The organism is Amycolatopsis sp. NPDC043887, assembly GCF_056435665.1.
Genome location: NZ_JBWKEB010000019.1, coordinates 107376 through 124297 on the forward strand (window position 1 = coordinate 107376; position 16922 = coordinate 124297).

Genomic DNA, 16922 nt, shown 5'->3' on the forward strand with positions numbered 1-16922 from the left:
CGACAGGGACGAAAAAAGGTATTTAAAAGGTGTTTTTTGGAAGGGAGAATTTTGGGTTTGGGGGGGGTGGGGGGGGGGGGGGTGGGGGGGGGGGGTTGGGGGGAAAACACAACCCCCCCCCCACGACCACCGCGGGCGGGCGGCGCCACCGGGGCCACCTCGGGCAGTCCACGTAACCTCGATGGCATGGGTTTCTTCTCGTGGATCGTGTTCGGCGCCATCGCCGGGTGGCTGGCCAATGTCGTGGTCGGCGGACCGGACCGGCGGGGTGGCTGCCTGTTCAGCATCCTGATCGGCGTACTGGGCGCGGCGCTCGGCGGCTTCGTCTACCGCCTCGCCACCGGCACCGAGCGGACCTTCGAGTTCGACTTCCCCAGCTTCGGCGTCGCCATCCTCGGTTCGATCGTGCTGCTCGCCCTGCTGCGGCTGGTGCGCGGTTCCGGGCGGAGCGATTCCTCTCGCCGATGACCGATGGAGTGACCGTTGGTAACGGTTTTCTCGCGACCGGTGATCACGGGCGTCCGGCGAACTAAAGTGGGAGTTTCGCTCAGTTCCATTGGCCGCGTCCGGTCGCATGTGCCGTCGGGGGGCATATGCGACCGGACGCGCGTGCCTCGGCGATGACCGAGGCGGCGCGGACGGGATCGATGAGCGGAGGCATCGGCGCCGCCGAAATGTCCCTCTTCCAGGCGCGGAACAGCTCGGCGAGTCGCTCGCCTGCGGGGTCCGGACTGGCGGGCATTCGCGGGTCCTCAAGGTCGGCTATCGGCATCAACTACCTAGAGTTATCGCGTATTTCCACCTTCCGTTACCGGGATGTGGCCCCTCCCACCCGGCCCGGGGAAACCCTTCCGGGGGAGGCCACGGCTCGTCTCCGGACAGGGCGGTAGCGTGGTGGCTCTTCCTGTCCCGACCCCCCGACACGAACTGCGGTGAACCCGACCAATGAGCGGCAACCGGCCGGAAGCCACTGGTAACCCCCTCGCGCACGCCGTGAAGCTCGCCCGCGAGACCGTCCCGCCGATGCACCCGGCCGGCAGGCCGTTCGTGTTCGGCGGCCTCGCCGCGACGCTGGTGCTGCGGAGGTTCTCCAAGCGCCTGGGTGTCGTCGGCGCGCTCGCGACGGCCGCCACGGCCGCGTTCTTCCGTGAGCCGAAGCGCGTCCCGCCCGCCCAGTCCGGCCTCGCGGTCGCGTCGGCGGACGGTCTGGTCTCGTTGATCGAGGAGGCCGTGCCGCCGCCCGAGCTGGGCCTGCCCGCCGAACCGCGGATGCGGGTGAGCGTGTTCCTGTCGGTGTTCGACGTGCACGTCCAGCGGGTCCCGGCGTCGGGCGTGATCGAGCGGGTCGCGTACCGGCCAGGGAAGTTCCTGTCCGCGGACCTGGACAAGGCGAGCGAGGACAACGAGCGCAACTCCGTGCTCATGCGCACCGAAGACGGCCACGAGCTCGTCGTGGTGCAGATCGCCGGGCTGGTGGCCCGGCGCATCCTCTGTGAGATCCGCGAGGGTGACAAGGTCGGCGTCGGCGCGACGTACGGCATCATCCGCTTCGGCTCGCGAGTCGACCTGTACCTGCCGCCGGGCAGCAAGGTTCTCGTCTCGAAGGGCCAGCGCACGATCGGCGGCGAGACGCCGATCGCCGAGCTGCCCACGGCGCCGCACCCGGAAGGCTGATCCATGGTCCGCGTGACCACTCCCGGCGTGCGGCTGCTGCCGAACGCCATCACGGTGCTCGCCCTGTGCGCCGGCCTGTCGTCGGTGCAGTTCGCGCTGATCGGCAACTATCCGATGGCGATCGCGTCGATCGGGATCGCCGCGGTGCTCGACAGTCTCGACGGCCGGATCGCGCGGCTGCTGGACGCGACGTCGAAGATGGGGCAGGAGCTCGACTCGCTGTCCGACGGGATCTCGTTCGGTGTCGCGCCCGCGCTGGTGCTGTACGTCTGGCATGCGGAGGGCGAGCGGATCGGCTGGGTCGCTTCGCTGATCTTCGCGGTCTGCATGATCCTGCGGCTGGCGCGGTTCAACACGCTGATCGAGGACACCGAGCAGCCGCCGTACGCGGGCGAGTTCTTCGTCGGGGTGCCCGCGCCCGCCGGTGGTCTGCTGGCGATGCTGCCGCTGATCCTGGAACTGCAGTTCGGGCAGGGCTGGTGGTCGCACCAGTACGTGGTGTGGGTGTGGACGATCGCCGTCGCCGCGTTGCTGATCAGCCGGATCCCGACGCTGTCGCTGAAGACGGTGAAGGCGCCGCCCAAGGCGATCGCGCCGCTGCTGGTCGGGGTGGGCCTGCTGGCCGCCGCTATCATCCAGTTCCCGCTGGTGGCGCTGGCGATCGCGCTGGTGCTGTACCTGGCGCACATCCCGTACTCGGTGTACCGGCAACGGTGGCTGGCGAACCATCCCGAGGCGTGGATGGCGCCGCCGCGGGAACGGCGCGCGATCCGGCGGCGCTCGAGCCGCCGCCGTCTTGGCCTGCGCCCGCCGCTGCGCCGGGTGGTGGCCGGCGCCGCTCAGCGGGTCCGGCTCCAGCGGGGCGAACAGCACGTCGCGCGTACTCCGCGCACCATCAGCACCGACAAGGACCGCGACAACGGCCGAGGCCCGCGTCGCCGCTCGTGGCGCCGGATCGGCCTCCGGAAACGCTGACCCGCGCCACCCCAGCCCCCCACCCGTCCCTGGGGGACGGCCCCGCGCCCAGCGTATCGGGGGTGTCCGACGGGACCTGGGGAAACGGGGGTCAGGGACCGGAGTTGTCCACAAGTGGGTGACCCTGTGGACAACTTGGGGCAGACGGCTTGAGTACATGAAGGCCTCTTTCCTCGCGCTAGACGCGAGGAAAGAGGCCTTCATGTACTTCGGCGCCTCACCGCGCGGCGGCGGCTGAGCGCGCGGCGGCTGGATAGGGTGGCGGGGTGAGCGCACCCCAGATCACGCTGACCGTCCGGCACACCCCGTCCGCCCTGGACTCCCGCCGCGGCGTCGTCCGGCTGCACCCCGAAGTCCTCGACGCACTCGGCCTGATGGCCTGGGACGCAGTCCGTGTCACCGGCGCGCGGGTCAGCTCGGCGCTGGCCGCCCCGTCGGACGCGGAGGGGATCCCGGGGGTGATCCTCCTCGACGATGTCACGATGTCGAACCTCGGCGTGACCGAGGGCTCGGAGGTCGTCGTCGCGCCGGCGGAGGTATCGGCCGCGAAGACGGTCACCGTGGCGGGTTCGCGTATCGCGAGCGTGTCGCTCTCCCCGCACACCCTGCGGCTCGCCCTGATCGGCAAGGTCCTGACCGTCGGCGACGCCGTTTCCCTGCTCCCCCAGGATCTCGCGCCCGCGCCGGGTTCCGACGTCTCCGCGGTCCGCGGCCAGCTGTCCCGCGCCATCGGCATGACGTGGACGAACGAGCTGCTCACCGTCACCGCCACCGAGCCGTCGGGGCCGGTCGCCGTCGGACCGTCCACTGTGGTCAGCTGGCGTGACGGCGCCCGCACCGGTGAGCCCGCGCCCGCCGCCGCTCCGGCCCGCGCCGGGACGACGCTGGTGCGCAGCACTCCTGCCACGCCATACGAGGATTTCATCGACGCCGAGATCGTCGAAGACGAGCGGATCGACGAGGCGGCCGAGGAATCCGTGCCGCCGTTGTCGGATCTCGCCGGCTCCGAAGCGGCCGCGCGCAAGCTCGCCGAATGGTTCGACCTGGCCTTCCACCGCCCGGAGCTGCTGGCGAAACTCGGGACGTCGGCGCATCTCGGGGTCCTGTTGTCCGGGCCGGAAGGCGTCGGGAAGGCGACACTGGTCCGCGCCGTGGCACAGGCCGAGAAGGTGCGGGTGGTGTCGCTCGCGGCGCCGAACATCGCCGTCCTCGAACCGAACGTCGCCGCGGCGCGCCTGCGTGAGGCGATCGAGCAGGCCACCCACGACGAAGACCCCGCTGTCCTGCTGATCACCGACATCGACGCGCTGCTGCCCGCGTCCCAGCCGCCGCCGCTCGCGACGGTCGTCCTCGACGACCTGCGCAAAGCCTTGCGCACCAAGGGTTTCGCCGTCGTCGCCACCACCGGGCGGGCCGAGTCCACCGATCCGCGGCTGCGGGCCGCAGACCTGCTCGACCGCGAACTCGGCCTGCCGCTCCCGGACTCGAAGACCCGAACGGAACTGCTGCGCGTGCTTCTGCGCGAGGCCCCGCTGGAGTCCGGCGTCGACGTCGGCCCGATCGCCGAGCGCACTCCCGGCTTCGTGGCCGCGGACCTCATCGCGCTCCGCCGCGACGCCGCCCTCCGCGCCGCGCTGCGGCAACGCGAAGCCGACGAACCCCGGATCTCCCAGCAGGACCTGCTCGACGCGCTGACCACCGTACGTCCCATTTCGATGTCCACTTCGGACAACCTGGCGACCGGCGGGCTGACGCTGGACGACGTCGGGAACATGACCGACGTCAAGCAGTCGCTCACCGAGGCGGTGCTGTGGCCGCTGCGCTACCCGGACTCGTTCGCCCGCCTCGGCGTCGATCCGCCGCGCGGCGTGCTCCTGTACGGGCCGCCCGGCGGCGGCAAGACATTCCTGGTCCGCGCGCTCGCGGGCACCGGCGCGCTGAACGTCTTCGCGGTCAAGGGCGCCGAACTGATGGACAAATGGGTCGGCGAGTCCGAACGCGCCGTGCGGGAACTGTTCCGCCGCGCCGCCGAGGCCGCGCCGTCGCTGATCTTCCTCGACGAGATCGACGCGCTCGCCCCGCGCCGCGGCCAGTCCTCGGATTCCGGCGTGTCGGACCGCGTCGTCGCGGCCCTGCTGACCGAATTGGACGGTGTCGAGCCGATGCGCGAGGTCGTCGTCCTCGGTGCGACGAACCGGCCGGAACTGGTCGACCCGGCCCTCCTGCGGCCCGGACGGCTGGAGCGCCGCGTCTACGTCCCGCCGCCGGACGCGCACGCGCGCGAAGCGATCCTGGCCGCCAGCGCCAAGAACACGCCGCTCGCGTCCGATGTGGACCTCGCGGCCTATGCGGCCACTTTGGACGGTTATTCGGCGGCGGACTGCGCGGCGCTGATCCGGGAGGCCGCGCTGACCGCGATGCGCGAATCGCTGGAGGCCAAGGAGGTCACCGCCGAGCATCTGGCGAAGGCAGCCAAGGCCGTGCGGCCGTCGCTCGACCCGGCTCAGCTCGCCGCGCTGGAGGCGTACGCGCAGACCCAGGTCTGAAGTACGTGAAAGGGCCCTCTTCCTCGCGAGGGAGAGGGCCCTTTCACGGATCGGCTAGGAGCCGTCCTTGTCGTTGGTCTTGTAGTCCTTGGTGAGGATGACGATCACGCCCGGGCCGATGTTTTCGATCTCCTTGAACCTGGGCTCGGCGCGGAAACCGAACTCCAGCGCCAGCGCCTTCGCGGCCGCCTCCTCGTCGGTGCCCGGCCGGTAGTACGCCACGGTCTCGGGGAGCCTGCCCGGGTAGCCCTTGACCTCGGAGACGTTCCAGCCGGAGGCGCGGAAGTCCTTCGCGGCCTGCTCGGCGAGGCCCTGGATCGTGCTGTTGTTGTAGACGCGCACCGTCACCCACTTGTGCGACGCCTGCTGATCACCGCCGGGCTGTCCCGGCCCGGGCTGGCCTGGCTGCCCCGTCTGCCCTGGCTGGCTCGCAGGCGGCGCCGAACTCGCGGGCGCGCTCGACGGAGGCGCCGACGACGCGGGCGGCGTGCCGGCGGAGGGCGAACCCGGCGCCGGGGACGAAGGCTGCGTCGCGCCGTCCGAGGACGTGGGCGTGCTGCCGGGCGGCGTCGCGGTGTCCGAGTCACCGCCGCCGCTGGTCAGGGTGATGCCGCCGATCACGGCGGCGATCACGGCGACACCGACCAAGGCCAGTCCGGCGGCCTTCATCGGCCGGGACAGACCCGAAAACAGACTCATGAGAGATCGATCCCCAGTCGCCGGGCCGCGCGATTGCGCTGCCGGGCCGCTCGCGTCTTTCGCAGGCGCTTCACCAGCATCGGATCGGCCTGCATGGCTTCGGTCTTCTCGAGCAGCCGGTTCAGCAACTGGTAGTAGCGCGTCGACGACATAGAGAAGCGTTCGCGGATGGCCTGTTCCTTCGCGCCGGCGTACTTCCACCACTGCCGTTCGAACGCGAGCATGTCGAGCTCGCGCTCGCTGAGGCCGTTCACGGTCTCCGACGGGGACGGCTGGTCGGGCTCAGCCATCGACTCCGCGGCGTCCATCCGACTCCTCGCAATCAGGTCAGTGCTCGGCGGGCGTGAAACCACAGGCTTGTCATTCCGCGGCGCCATTAGACCACGGATGCGGCGCCCGGCCTCGGTAACGACGTCGGCGCGTCATGGGTAAGGGTGTACCAGAAGGGTCCGACTAAACTGCGCGCGTGACCGTCCATCCCATCGTGATCGCCGGCGAGCCCGTGCTGCACAACCCGACTCGGGAGATCACCGAGTTCGACGACAAGCTGCGCACGCTCATCGACGACATGTTCGAGACCATGTACGCCGCCGAAGGGGTGGGCCTCGCGGCCAACCAGATCGGCCTCGACCTGCGCGTGTTCGTCTACGACTGCCCCGACGACGAGGGCACGCGCCACAAGGGCGTCGTGGTGAACCCGAAGCTCGAGACCTCGGAGATCCCGGAGACGATGCCGGATCCGGACGACGACTGGGAAGGCTGTCTGTCGGCGCCCGGCGAGTCGTACCCGACCGGCCGCGCTTCGTGGGCGAAGGTGACCGGCTTCGACGTCGACGGCAATCCGATCGAGGTCGAAGGCACCGGTTACTTCGCGCGCTGCCTGCAGCACGAGACCGATCACCTGGACGGCTTCATCTACCTCGACCGGCTCGTCGGGCGCCACGCCCGTGCGGCGAAGAAGATGCTCAAGGCGAACAAATGGGGCGTTCCGGGCAACACGTGGCTGCCGGAAGCGCGGCCCGAGTCCGCCGACGACTGAGCCAGCGCAGAACGGACCCTCCTCGCACCCGCCCCCGCGTGCAATGAAGGGGCCTTTCATCGCAAATTCTGCGATGAAAGGCCCCTTCATTGCGCTAGCGAGCCGGGGTCAGCAGCCCAGGAAGTGGCACCGCACCACCCGCGGCTGTTCGATCACCTTCCCCGCCTCCACCGACCACGCGAGCCGGAGGTACTGCGCATGCGTCCAGGCCAGCGGCGTCGCGGACGCGGTCGGGGTGCCCGCCGGGAAGCCGGGCTGCCCCGAGGGCGCGTTCTCGTCCCAGACCTGCTCCGGCATCGTGTCCCCGGAGCTGCTGACGCGCCCCAGGTCGCGAAGGCGCTTCGCGGCCGTACCACGGTCACCATTGGCGAGGTCGTACTCGCCGCGTTCACCCGCCAGCAGCGGCCAGAGTCGCCCGAAAGTGGTCCGGCTTTCCGCCGGGAAGGTGTAGTCCCACGGTGACCCGTCGGCCTTCTCGCCGTAGCCGTCCTTCGTATACCTGTGCCAGAACTGACCCGTCGGGGTGGTGAAGGCGATGTCGGCATCGGTGACCTTGACGCTGTTCCTGATCACCGGATCGTCGGCGCGGTAGATACCCAGCCTCACCAGTTCGAGGAATCCCGCGTCGGTCACGGCACGCTGGTCCATGGTCACGCTGGAGTTGCCCAGGTTGTACTTCGTGCCGTTGTTCGCGTTGCCGTCCTTGGTCAGCCGGACGAAGTACGGGTCCTTCGACAGCGGGCCGTTCGTGGTCACCGTCCACTGGGCGAGCTTCGCCTTGAACGCGTCGGCGGTGTCGAGGTAGCGCTTCGCGTCGGCGGCGGCGCCGTTCGCCTTGGCGATGTCGGCCGCGCAGACCAGCCCGGCGATCACCGCGGCGATCGTCGAGGGCGAGTAGCCGTCCTGTTCTTCCCAGCGTTCCTGCTGGCTGTACGGCGACGCGTGCCCGTTGTCCGCCTTGTAGGACAACAGGAATTCCGCTGCCTTGCGCACACCCTGCCACGTCTTGGCGTCGGTGCGGCCGAGCTGCTGGGCGAGCACGATCGGCAGCGCGGTCTCGTCGAGCTGGATGGACGTCCAGTACGGCGTGCCGTCGACGTGGCTGTTCTGCGGCAGATGCCCGTCCGGCAGCTGCTGCGTCCCGAACATGTAGTCGATCGACCGGTTGGCGGCGTCGCGGTCGCCGGCGGCGAGCAGACCGGTCGCGATCTGGTAGAGGTCCCGCGGCCAGACCAGGTGATAGGTACCCGACGGCGACCATTCCGGGTCGTTGTTCCCGAACCGCCACGGCATACTCGGCGACGCGATGAGCGCCCCTTGGTGGATCTTGTCCTCGCTCGCCGCGAGCATGAGCACGGACGCCTGGTAGAGGTCCCGTTCCTGCTTGGTCTTGAGCGACGACGGCGCGTCCTTCACCTGGCGGAGGTACTGCTTCCAGCCGCGGTCGTACGCGCGGGCGGTGTCGGAAAATCCGCGCCGTAGCGAGGCTTTCGCGTTGGCGAGCGCGTCGGCGTCCTTAGCGCCCATGCCGAGCGAAAGCGTGAAGTCCCGCGAGCGGACACCGTCGGCGGACGTCTGCCCGGTGATCAGCACGTTTCCCTTGGCCGCGGTCGCGTAATCCTTGAGGGTGAAGGATTTCGTCAGCTGCGTGATGCCGTCGGAGGAACCCGAATAACCCACGGAACTCCGCGAGAACGCCGGTTCCGCCGCCAGCGCGGCCGCGGCCTTCGCGTCGGACGCGACCCCGTTCACCCCATCGGTGCGTGCGGAGTCGTCGGATCCTTCGTTCGTGAGATCGGGATCCGCGACCGCGTACACCTGGTACGGGCGGCCGGTCAGCGAAACGAAGTCGACGTCGACCAGCACGCTCGTGCGCGCCGGGTCGGTGACGTAGGTCTTGCGGAGCTTCCAGCGGCGCTGGTCGTCGGTGATCGTCTGTTCGTAGGTGAGGCCCTCGGTACGGCGCACCCGCTGCGCCTTGGCCGACGAATCGACCGTCGCGAAGCTCGTCCCGTCGGTGACGACGAGGTCGAGCGCGCGAACGCCCGGCGTGGACAGATCCGGGTAGTAGACCTCGGACATCCGGCCGCCCTGGAGGGTGAACCAGACGTTGCTCGCCCGTTCGCGGGCGGTGCCGAAGCCGGTCTTGTCCGCCGGGAGCCAGCTCGGATGGGCGCCGGGCGCTCCGGGCGCCTCACCGCCCTGTGCCGCGGCCACCGCCGGGACCAGCCCCGCGATCAGCACGCCTGCCAGTGCCGGGAGCATGAGTTTTCGCATATCCACCCCAGACTTCTGTAACGGTGCAGAACCTCCGGGATTCTGTCGTGAATCCCCGGCGCGCACATGCTCCAAACCGGTGAACCGCTAACGCCGTCGACATGTCGGCCCAGAGAATCGCGTTGCCGCCTTCCTCATGGCGATGCGATCCCCGGCCCGGCGACGGTGATGCTCATCAAGCGGTCGGCGAAGGGCTCACGCCGGAACGCGTTCGCCACCGTCGCGGGTATCGAGGCGGGCGTCGCGTTCTGGGGACTCGCCGCGGTCTTCGGCCTGACCGCGCTCCTCATCGCCTCCCAGGTCGCCTACGACGTCTTGCGCATCGCGGGCGCGGTCTTCCTGATCTGCCTCGGCGTCAAAGCGCTCTTCTTCCGCGAGGGGCCGACGATGTCGCCGAACCCGCCGGGCGCGGCTTCCGCTCCGGCTTCCTGATCAACGTGAGCACCCCGAAGGCGGGCGTGTTCGCGATCTCGTTCCTCCCCAGTTCGTCCCCTCCGACGCCGGGCCGTGGCCGCTGCTGCTGTGCGTCGCGGTGTGGATCGCCGTCGACATCGTCTGGTCTTCGTCGCTCGCCCTGCTGGTCACACGCCTGGGTGAGTGGCTGCGCCGCGATCGCGTCAAGCTGTGGCTGAAGCGCACGTCCGGCGGCGTCCTGGTCGGCTTCGGAGTGACCGTCGCCTTGGAGGGTTGATTGTCCGCGCCCCGGCGTGGCATGGTCGGGGCACAACCAAACAACCGCGGGAGCTCGCGCCATGGCGGGCTGAGAGGGCGGCTGGTGTCTTTCCAGAGGACCCGGCGCCGCCGACCGCATGAACCTGACCGGGTAATGCCGGCGTAGGGAGTGAACGTCGTTGACGACGCTTGAGAATGCCCAGGGCATCACGCCGACCGTGACCACCGGGCCGATCACCGGTTCCCGGAAGGTCTATCACCAGACGGAATCCGGTCTCCGGGTCCCCGCGCGGCGGATCGATCTTTCGAACGGCGAGCATTTCGACGTTTACGACACCTCCGGCCCGTACACCGACGACGACGCGCAGATCGATGTCCACAGTGGACTTCATCGGCTGCGCGCCGGCTGGGCCGACGGTCGTGAGCACAACACCCAGCTCGGCTGGGCGAAACAGGGCGTCATCACCCGCGAGATGGAGTACGTCGCGGCACGCGAGCGCTGCTCGCCGGAATTCGTGCGGGACGAGGTCGCGCGCGGCCGGGCGGTGATCCCCGCCAACCGCAAGCACCCGGAGACCGAGCCGATGATCATCGGCAAGAAGTTCCTGGTGAAGATCAACGCCAACATGGGCAACTCGGCCGTCTGGTCCTCCGTGGAGGAGGAGGTCGACAAGATGGTGTGGGCCACCCGCTGGGGCGCCGACACGATCATGGACCTCTCCACCGGCAAGCGGATCCACGAGACGCGCGAGTGGATCATCCGCAACTCGCCGGTGCCGGTCGGCACCGTGCCGATCTACCAGGCACTGGAAAAGGTCAACGGGGAGCCGGAAAAGCTGTCGTGGGAGGTCTACCGCGACACGATCATCGAGCAGTGCGAGCAGGGCGTCGACTACGTCACCGTGCACGCCGGGGTACTGCTGCGCTACATCCCGCTGACCGCGCGCCGGGTCACCGGCATCGTCTCGCGCGGCGGCTCGATCATGGCGGCGTGGTGCCTCGCGCACCACAAGGAATCGTTCCTGTACACCAATTTCGCCGAACTCTGCGAGATCCTGCGCGAGTACGACGTCACGTTCTCGCTCGGTGACGGCCTGCGGCCCGGCTCGATCGCCGACGCCAACGACCGCGCGCAGTTCGCCGAACTGGAGACGCTGGGCGAGCTCACCCACATCGCCCGCGAGCACGACGTCCAGGTGATGATCGAAGGCCCCGGCCACGTGCCGATGCACAAGATCAAGGAGAACGTCGAACTCGAGGAGAAGCTGACCGGCGAGGCGCCGTTCTACACCCTCGGCCCGCTCGCGACCGACATCGCGCCGGCGTACGACCACATCACCTCGGCCATCGGCGCGGCGCAGATCGGCTGGTACGGCACGGCGATGCTCTGCTACGTCACGCCGAAGGAGCACCTCGGCCTGCCGAACCGCGACGACGTGAAGACCGGCGTCATCACCTACAAGATCGCCGCACACGCCGCCGACCTCGCCAAGGGGCACCAGTACGCGCAGGAGTGGGACGACGAGCTTTCCAAGGCCCGCTTCGAATTCCGCTGGAACGACCAGTTCAACCTGTCGCTGGACCCCGACACCGCCCGCGCGTACCACGACGAGACGCTGCCCGCGGAGCCGGCGAAGACGGCGCACTTCTGCTCGATGTGCGGGCCGAAGTTCTGCTCGATGCGCATCACCCAGGACGTCCGCAAGTACGCCGAGGAACACGGACTGTCCACTGTGGAGGCCATCGAGGCGGGCATGGAGGAGAAGTCGCACGAATTCGCCGAGCAGGGCAACAAGGTGTACCTGCCGGTGGTCAATCAGTGACAGCCACGCCCAGGACGGCCCTCACCATCGCCGGATCGGATTCCGGTGGTGGTGCGGGCATCCAGGCAGACCTGCGCACCTTCTTCGCCAACGGGGTGCACGGGATGGTCGCGCTCACCGCGGTCACCGTGCAGAACTCGCTGGGTGTGCAGGGGTTCAGCGAGATCCCGGTCGACGTCGTCACCGGGCAGATCAAGGCCGTCGCCACGGACATGGGCGTCGACGCGGCGAAGACCGGCATGCTCGCGACGGCCGAGATCATCAACGCCGTCGCGAAGACCCTCGATGAAGTCCACATCGGACGCTCGTCGGACACGCCGTTCGTCGTCGACCCCGTCGCCGCTTCGATGACCGGGCACGCGTTGCTGCGCGAGGAGGCGCTGGAGGCGATCCGCACCGAACTCTTCCCGCGCGCCACGCTGATCACGCCGAACCTGGACGAGGTGCGGCTGCTGACCGGCGTTTCCGTGACCGGGCCATCGACTCAGCGCGAGGCGGCGGAGGCGTTGCTGGAGTTCGGGTCCGAGTGGGTGCTGGTGAAGGGCGGGCATCTCGACGCGGCTCAGGACTGTGTGGACCTGTTGTCCGACGGTGAGTCCTGGGTGGAGCTGAGCGGGCCCCGCTTCGACACCCGGAACACGCACGGCGGCGGCGACACGATGGCTTCGGCGATCACGTCTTCGCTGGCGAAGGGGGCGGACGTGCCGACCGCCGTCGCCGAGGGGAAGCGGTTCATCGAGCGCTGTGTGGCGGAGTCGTATCCGCTGGGGGCCGGGGTAGGGCCGGTGTCGCCGTTCTGGAGGCTGCGGTAGGTGCTGGGCTCGTGAGTGGTAATGACGGTTAGAACCGTCCTTGCCACTCACGAGGTCAGCTGACGGGCTCCATCACCCGCGAGTCGTACTCCTTCCGCGATTCGAGGATCCCGTCGAAGTTGGCGACGGACCATTCGCTGACCGCCATGAGCAGCGTGCCCGCGCTCGCGCCGCGTTCGGTCAGCGCGTACTCGACGGTCGGCGGCGTGGTCGGGAAGACCGTGCGCGTGACCAGGCCGTCGCGTTCGAAGGCACGCAGATTCTGCGTCAGCATCTTCTGGCTGATCCCGCCGACGGCGCGGCGCAACTCACCGAACCGGTGCGGCCGCCGCGACAGCGCGCCGAGGACGAGCGCGGTCCACTTGTTGGCGAGCAGATCGAGGACGTCTCGACACGGGCAGTTCCGCAGGTAGATGTCCCACGGGGATTCCGGCACTTCACTATAAAGTGCCTTCTAGCGAAAAGAGACCAAGCGCCCGAGCATGGAAAGCACCGACAACGGAGGAGCTTTCCATGCGCGTCGTGACCCAGCAGCGGCTTGGTGGCCCGGAAGTGCTGGAGGTGACCGAAACCGATCGGCCGTCCCCCGCCCCGACGGAGGTGCTCGTGCGGGTGCGCGCGGCCGGCGTCAACCCGGTCGACTGGAAAACCCGGGCCTACGGCGTCTTCATGGGCGAGCCACCGTTCGTCCTCGGCTGGGACGTCTCCGGGGTGGTGGAGGAGCTCGGCGTCGGCACCACGCGTTTCGCCGTCGGCGACGAGGTCCTCGGCTTCCCGTGGTTCCCTCGGCAGGCCGGCGGCTACGGCGAATACGTGGCGGCGCCCGCCCGCCAGTTCGTGCGCAAACCCGCGAACCTCACCCACGAGCAGGCCGCCGGACTGCCGCTCGCCGGGCTCACCGCCTGGCAGGGCCTCGTGGACATCGCCGACGTCCGGCCGGGGCAGCGTGTGCTGATCGACGCGGCCGCGGGCGGGGTCGGGCACCTCGCCGTCCAGGTGGCGAAGGCACGTGGCGCGTACGTCCTCGGCACGGCGAGCGCCGGGAAACACGACTTTCTCCGCGAGCTCGGCGTCGACGAGCCGATCGACTACCGCGACGAGAGCGCGACCGTGTCCGATGTGGACGTCGTGTTCGGGCTGGTCGGCGAGCAGAGCGACCTGCGCTGGCTCGACGCGGTGAAACCGGGCGGCCTGCTGATCGCGGTGCCCGGCGGCCCGAGCGAGGCTGTCGTGACGAAGGCGGAGAAGCTCGGCGTGCGGACGTCGGGGATGCTCGCCGAACCCGACGAGATCGGTCTACTGGCGCTGACCGGCCTCGTCGAGAAGGGTGAACTGCGCGTCCACGTCGACCAGACCTTCCCTCTCGAGGACGTCGCGAAGGCGCACGAAGCCGGCGAAGGTGGCAGGGTCACCGGGAAGCTCGTCCTGACCCTCTGAGAACGCGCGTGGAAAATGAACCCATGAGCGAGAACCCGAGCCCGCCGTCGGCGCTGACCATCGCGGGGTCCGACTCCGGCGGCGCCGCCGGCCTTCAGGCGGATCTGCGCACGTTCCTCACCTGTGGCGTGCACGGTCTGGTCGCGGTCACCGCCGTGACCGTCCAGAACACCCTCGGCGTGCACGACCGCACGGACATCCCGGCGCGGATCGTCGCGGGCCAGATCGAGGCCGTCGCGGCCGACATGGGCGTCAACGCGGCCAAGACCGGCATGCTCGCCTCGGCCGAGATCATCCACGCCGTCGCCGCGGCGTGCGACAAGGCCGAGATCGGCCGCGACAGCAAGGTGCCGTTCGTGGTCGACCCGGTCGCGGCGTCGATGCACGGTCATCCGCTGTTCGACGAGGCCGGGCTGGTCGCGCTGCGGGACGAGCTCCTGCCGCGCGCGACCGTCCTCACGCCGAACCTCGACGAGGTCCGCCTGCTGACCGGGATGACCGTGACCACCCGTGAACAGATGCACCAGGCGGCCGTCGTGCTGCACCGGCTCGGGCCGAAGTACGTGCTCGTGAAGAGCGGCCACCTCGTCTCCGACCCCGAATGCGTCGACGTGCTCTTCGACGGTTCCACGTTCGTCGAACTGCCGGGCGAGCGGTTCGCGACCCAGCACACGCACGGCGCCGGGGACACCATGGCGTCGGCGCTGACGGCCGGTCTCGCGAAGGGGATGTCCGTCGTGGAGGCCGCCCGCTACGGCAAGTGGTTCGTTTCACACGCGGTCGAAAACGCCTACCCGATGGGCGCGAAGGTCGGTCCGGTTTCGGCGTTCTGGCGGCTTGCGCCCGGGCACTGAGCACCCGTCCGGTTACGATCTGCGCCGTGACCGGACGCGAAACGGTGGCCAGGGTCGTCGAAGACCGCCGCTTCCAGAACTTCATCATCGCGGTGATCGTCTTCAACGCCGTCACGCTCGGCCTGGAGACCTCCACGAGAATGCTCGCGGAGTACGGGAGCCTGCTGCACACGGTCGACTACATCGCGCTCGGGATCTTCGTCCTCGAACTGGGCGCGAAGCTCTACGCCTATCGCGGGAAGTTCTTCCGCGATCCGTGGAACATCTTCGACCTGGTCGTCGTCGGGATCGCGGTGATCCCGACGACCGGCCCGTTCGCGGTGCTGCGGGCGTTGCGGGTCCTGCGCGTGCTGCGGCTGATCTCGGTCGTGCCGTCGATGCGGAAGGTCGTCACCGGCCTGCTCGCGTCGATCCCCGGGATGGCTTCGATCGCCGCGCTCCTCGCGCTGATCATCTTCGTCGCGGGCGTGATGGCGACGAAGCTGTTCGGCGCGATCTCGCCGGAGAACTTCGGCGACCTCGGCACGTCGCTGTTCACGCTGTTCCAGGTGATGACCGGCGAGGCATGGCCGGACATCGCCAAGGAGGTCATGAAGGAAGCACCCATGGCCTGGGTGTTCTTCGTGGTCTACATCCTCGTGTCCAGCTTCGCGGTGCTGAACCTCTTCATCGCCGTGGTGGTCAGCGGGATGGAGGACGAGCTTCGCCAGGACATCCGCGAGGAAGAGGCGAAGCAGGCCGAAACGCAGGCCCAGGCCAACAAGGAGATCCTTGACGAGCTCCGCGCCCTTCGCGCCGAAGTCGCGGAACTCAGCGCTCTTCGTCCGCGATGAGCGCTTCGAGCGCCGGAAGGGCCGCCGCCAAGGCCGCCTGGTGCTCCGGGCTCAGCCGTTCGAGGCGTTTGCCCAGTTCGTTCACGCGCGTCGACCGGACGCCGGAAACCAGCCTCTCGCCCTCTTCGGTGGCCTCCGCGAGCCAGGCACGCCTGTCGATCGGGTCCGATTCACGGCTGACGTAGCCCGCTTCGACCAGCGAAGCGACGATCCTCGACATGGTGGCCGCGGCGACGCCTTCCTTCGCCGCGAGGTCACCCAGCCGGAGCTGGCCGTAGTGCACGAGCGTGGCGAGCGCCGAGATCGCGCCGTGGCCTGGCCCGGGCACGCCCGCCTGGCGCAGTGACCGGGACAGCCTGCCCACCGCCAGGAACAACCTGCCCGAAACGTCCTGGACCGCTGACGTGGTCACCACTGGCTCCTCTGGGTACACGGCGGCGGGTGCGCCTCCGGAAAGTGCCGTCAACCATACGGGCTTCCGGTGCGAACTCGCCGTGAAGGCCGTGAACCGTACAAAAGGGTTACCGGGGCGGGCTCGACGCGTGCGCCCAGAACCGCTGCGGGATCCGCCCCGCACCGGCGGCCAGCCGCCCCGCGGTGACGGCGGCCCGCATCGCCGACGCCATCCGTTCGGGGTCCGCGGCCCTGGTCACGGCGGTGGAAAGCAGGACGGCGTCGCAGCCGAGCTCCATCGCCAGCGTCGCGTCGGAAGCCGTGCCGATCCCGGCGTCGAGGATCACCGGGACCCCCGCGCGCGACACGATCAGCTCGATGTTGTGCGGGTTCCGGATGCCGAGACCGGTGCCGATGGGCGCGCCGAGCGGCATCACCGCCGCGCAGCCCGCCTCCTCCAGCCGCAGCGCCAGCACCGGGTCGTCGTTGGTGTACACGAGCACGGTGAAGCCGTCCGCGGCGAGCTGTTCGGCCGCTTCGAGGGTCTCGAACGGGTCCGGCAGCAGTGTGCGGTCGTCGGCGTGGACCTCCAGCTTGATGAGGTCGGTCTCGAGCGCTTCGCGGGCGAGCTGCGCGGTGAGGACCGCTTCGGCGGCCGTCCGGCAGCCGGCGGTGTTGGGCAGCAGGCGGATGCGGAGGCGGCGAAGCAGTTCGAGGACGCCAGAGCCGCCTTCGGCGTCGGCCTTGCGCATCGCGACGGTGGTCAGTTCCGTGCCGGACGCCACCAGCGCGCGTTCCAGCACGGCGAGGTTGCCCGCGCCGCCGGTGCCGATGATCAACCGCGACGAGAGCTTGTGCTCGCCGATGACGAGGTGGTCGCCGTCCATT

General features: G+C 69.4%; 17 protein-coding genes and 1 pseudogene. 12 read left to right on the forward strand and 6 right to left on the reverse strand.

What is annotated here, in order from left to right:
• Nucleotides 1–186 precede the first annotated feature (186 nt).
• From AC069H_RS36635 to AC069H_RS36650, 4 genes are all read left to right on the forward strand, one after another.
• Entirely contained in the window at nt 187–468 is a 282-nt protein-coding gene (locus AC069H_RS36635) for a GlsB/YeaQ/YmgE family stress response membrane protein (RefSeq protein WP_340686527.1), read from the forward strand.
• 477 nt (nt 469–945) lie between these two features.
• Nucleotides 946–1674: a phosphatidylserine decarboxylase gene (locus AC069H_RS36640; RefSeq protein ID WP_007033423.1), complete on the forward strand. Its 729-nt coding sequence runs from the start codon at nt 946–948 to the stop codon at nt 1672–1674.
• A gap of 3 nt (nt 1675–1677) precedes the next feature.
• Nucleotides 1678–2649 carry a CDP-diacylglycerol--serine O-phosphatidyltransferase gene (gene pssA / locus AC069H_RS36645; RefSeq protein ID WP_378443732.1) on the forward strand — a complete coding sequence of 324 codons (972 nt, stop codon included), beginning with the start codon at nt 1678–1680 and terminating at the stop codon, nt 2647–2649.
• Between the two features lie 266 nt (nt 2650–2915).
• On the forward strand, nt 2916–5195 hold the full coding sequence (locus AC069H_RS36650; RefSeq protein ID WP_478230238.1) for an AAA family ATPase: 2280 nt from the start codon (nt 2916–2918) through the stop codon (nt 5193–5195).
• A 54-nt stretch (nt 5196–5249) separates the two neighbouring features.
• Here the strand turns inward: AC069H_RS36650 and AC069H_RS36655 are convergent, their stop codons facing one another.
• Both AC069H_RS36655 and AC069H_RS36660 read right to left on the reverse strand, forming a co-directional pair.
• Nucleotides 5250–5894, reverse strand: coding sequence for a LytR C-terminal domain-containing protein (locus AC069H_RS36655; RefSeq protein WP_478230239.1), 645 nt, complete (start codon nt 5892–5894; stop codon nt 5250–5252).
• Nucleotides 5891–6202 carry a DUF3263 domain-containing protein gene (locus AC069H_RS36660; RefSeq protein ID WP_005160574.1) on the reverse strand — a complete coding sequence of 104 codons (312 nt, stop codon included), beginning with the start codon at nt 6200–6202 and terminating at the stop codon, nt 5891–5893. The genes AC069H_RS36655 and AC069H_RS36660 overlap by 4 nt, the downstream gene beginning before the upstream one ends.
• A gap of 158 nt (nt 6203–6360) precedes the next feature.
• On the opposite strand from AC069H_RS36660, the gene AC069H_RS36665 reads away from it, so the two are divergent.
• Nucleotides 6361–6933 carry a peptide deformylase gene (locus AC069H_RS36665; protein ID WP_478235380.1) on the forward strand — a complete coding sequence of 191 codons (573 nt, stop codon included), beginning with the start codon at nt 6361–6363 and terminating at the stop codon, nt 6931–6933.
• A 108-nt stretch (nt 6934–7041) separates the two neighbouring features.
• On the opposite strand, the gene AC069H_RS36670 is transcribed toward AC069H_RS36665, so the two are convergent.
• Nucleotides 7042–9210, reverse strand: coding sequence for a glycoside hydrolase family 15 protein (locus AC069H_RS36670; RefSeq protein ID WP_478235397.1), 2169 nt, complete (start codon nt 9208–9210; stop codon nt 7042–7044).
• A 168-nt stretch (nt 9211–9378) separates the two neighbouring features.
• Between AC069H_RS36670 and AC069H_RS36675 the strand changes: the two genes are divergently transcribed.
• From AC069H_RS36675 to thiD (AC069H_RS36690), 4 genes and pseudogenes are all read left to right on the forward strand, one after another.
• On the forward strand, nt 9379–9642 hold the full coding sequence (locus AC069H_RS36675) for a LysE family translocator (protein WP_478235381.1): 264 nt from the start codon (nt 9379–9381) through the stop codon (nt 9640–9642).
• 76 nt (nt 9643–9718) lie between these two features.
• Nucleotides 9719–9901 (forward strand): annotated as a pseudogene (locus AC069H_RS36680) (LysE family transporter); the annotation flags it as partial.
• Between the two features lie 160 nt (nt 9902–10061).
• Nucleotides 10062–11705 (forward strand): phosphomethylpyrimidine synthase ThiC, encoded by a 1644-nt coding sequence (thiC, locus tag AC069H_RS36685; RefSeq protein WP_478230242.1) that lies wholly within the window; start codon nt 10062–10064, stop codon nt 11703–11705.
• Entirely contained in the window at nt 11702–12517 is an 816-nt protein-coding gene (gene thiD, locus AC069H_RS36690; RefSeq protein WP_478230243.1) for a bifunctional hydroxymethylpyrimidine kinase/phosphomethylpyrimidine kinase, read from the forward strand. Before thiC ends, thiD (AC069H_RS36690) begins: the two co-directional genes overlap by 4 nt.
• 55 nt (nt 12518–12572) lie before the next feature.
• On the opposite strand, the gene AC069H_RS36695 is transcribed toward thiD (AC069H_RS36690), so the two are convergent.
• Entirely contained in the window at nt 12573–12953 is a 381-nt protein-coding gene (locus tag AC069H_RS36695; protein ID WP_478230244.1) for a winged helix-turn-helix transcriptional regulator, read from the reverse strand.
• Nucleotides 12954–13030: 77 nt separating this feature from the next.
• Here AC069H_RS36695 and AC069H_RS36700 point away from each other — a divergent pair, with 77 nt between their 5' ends.
• Genes AC069H_RS36700 through AC069H_RS36710 form a run of 3 tightly spaced genes read left to right on the forward strand, consistent with a single transcriptional unit; the run spans nt 13031 to nt 15641 of the window.
• Nucleotides 13031–13954, forward strand: coding sequence for an NADP-dependent oxidoreductase (locus tag AC069H_RS36700; RefSeq protein WP_478235382.1), 924 nt, complete (start codon nt 13031–13033; stop codon nt 13952–13954).
• Between the two features lie 23 nt (nt 13955–13977).
• Nucleotides 13978–14808, forward strand: coding sequence for a bifunctional hydroxymethylpyrimidine kinase/phosphomethylpyrimidine kinase (gene thiD / locus AC069H_RS36705; RefSeq protein ID WP_478230246.1), 831 nt, complete (start codon nt 13978–13980; stop codon nt 14806–14808).
• A 26-nt stretch (nt 14809–14834) separates the two neighbouring features.
• Nucleotides 14835–15641: an ion transporter gene (locus tag AC069H_RS36710; RefSeq protein WP_340686441.1), complete on the forward strand. Its 807-nt coding sequence runs from the start codon at nt 14835–14837 to the stop codon at nt 15639–15641.
• On the opposite strand, the gene AC069H_RS36715 is transcribed toward AC069H_RS36710, so the two are convergent.
• Nucleotides 15619–16053: a MarR family winged helix-turn-helix transcriptional regulator gene (locus AC069H_RS36715; protein WP_340686440.1), complete on the reverse strand. Its 435-nt coding sequence runs from the start codon at nt 16051–16053 to the stop codon at nt 15619–15621. The genes AC069H_RS36710 and AC069H_RS36715 overlap by 23 nt on opposite strands.
• Nucleotides 16054–16162: 109 nt before the next feature.
• Nucleotides 16163–16921, reverse strand: coding sequence for a thiazole synthase (gene thiG, locus AC069H_RS36720; RefSeq protein WP_478235383.1), 759 nt, complete (start codon nt 16919–16921; stop codon nt 16163–16165).
• Nucleotide 16922: the final 1 nt, after the last annotated feature.

What these genes read in the sequence shown, in the direction of transcription:
- AC069H_RS36635 (WP_340686527.1), top strand. Translation starts at nt 187, where the DNA reads ATGGGTTTCTTCTCGTGGATCGTGTTCGGCGCCATCGCCGGGTGGCTG.
- AC069H_RS36640 (WP_007033423.1), top strand. Translation starts at nt 946, where the DNA reads ATGAGCGGCAACCGGCCGGAAGCCACTGGTAACCCCCTCGCGCACGCC.
- pssA (WP_378443732.1), top strand. Translation starts at nt 1,678, where the DNA reads ATGGTCCGCGTGACCACTCCCGGCGTGCGGCTGCTGCCGAACGCCATC.
- AC069H_RS36655 (WP_478230239.1), bottom strand. Translation starts at nt 5,894, where the DNA reads ATGAGTCTGTTTTCGGGTCTGTCCCGGCCGATGAAGGCCGCCGGACTG.
- AC069H_RS36660 (WP_005160574.1), bottom strand. Translation starts at nt 6,202, where the DNA reads ATGGACGCCGCGGAGTCGATGGCTGAGCCCGACCAGCCGTCCCCGTCG.
- AC069H_RS36670 (WP_478235397.1), bottom strand. Translation starts at nt 9,210, where the DNA reads ATGCGAAAACTCATGCTCCCGGCACTGGCAGGCGTGCTGATCGCGGGG.
- AC069H_RS36675 (WP_478235381.1), top strand. Translation starts at nt 9,379, where the DNA reads ATGCTCATCAAGCGGTCGGCGAAGGGCTCACGCCGGAACGCGTTCGCC.
- AC069H_RS36700 (WP_478235382.1), top strand. Translation starts at nt 13,031, where the DNA reads ATGCGCGTCGTGACCCAGCAGCGGCTTGGTGGCCCGGAAGTGCTGGAG.
- thiD (WP_478230246.1), top strand. Translation starts at nt 13,978, where the DNA reads ATGAGCGAGAACCCGAGCCCGCCGTCGGCGCTGACCATCGCGGGGTCC.
- thiG (WP_478235383.1), bottom strand. Translation starts at nt 16,921, where the DNA reads ATGGACGGCGACCACCTCGTCATCGGCGAGCACAAGCTCTCGTCGCGG.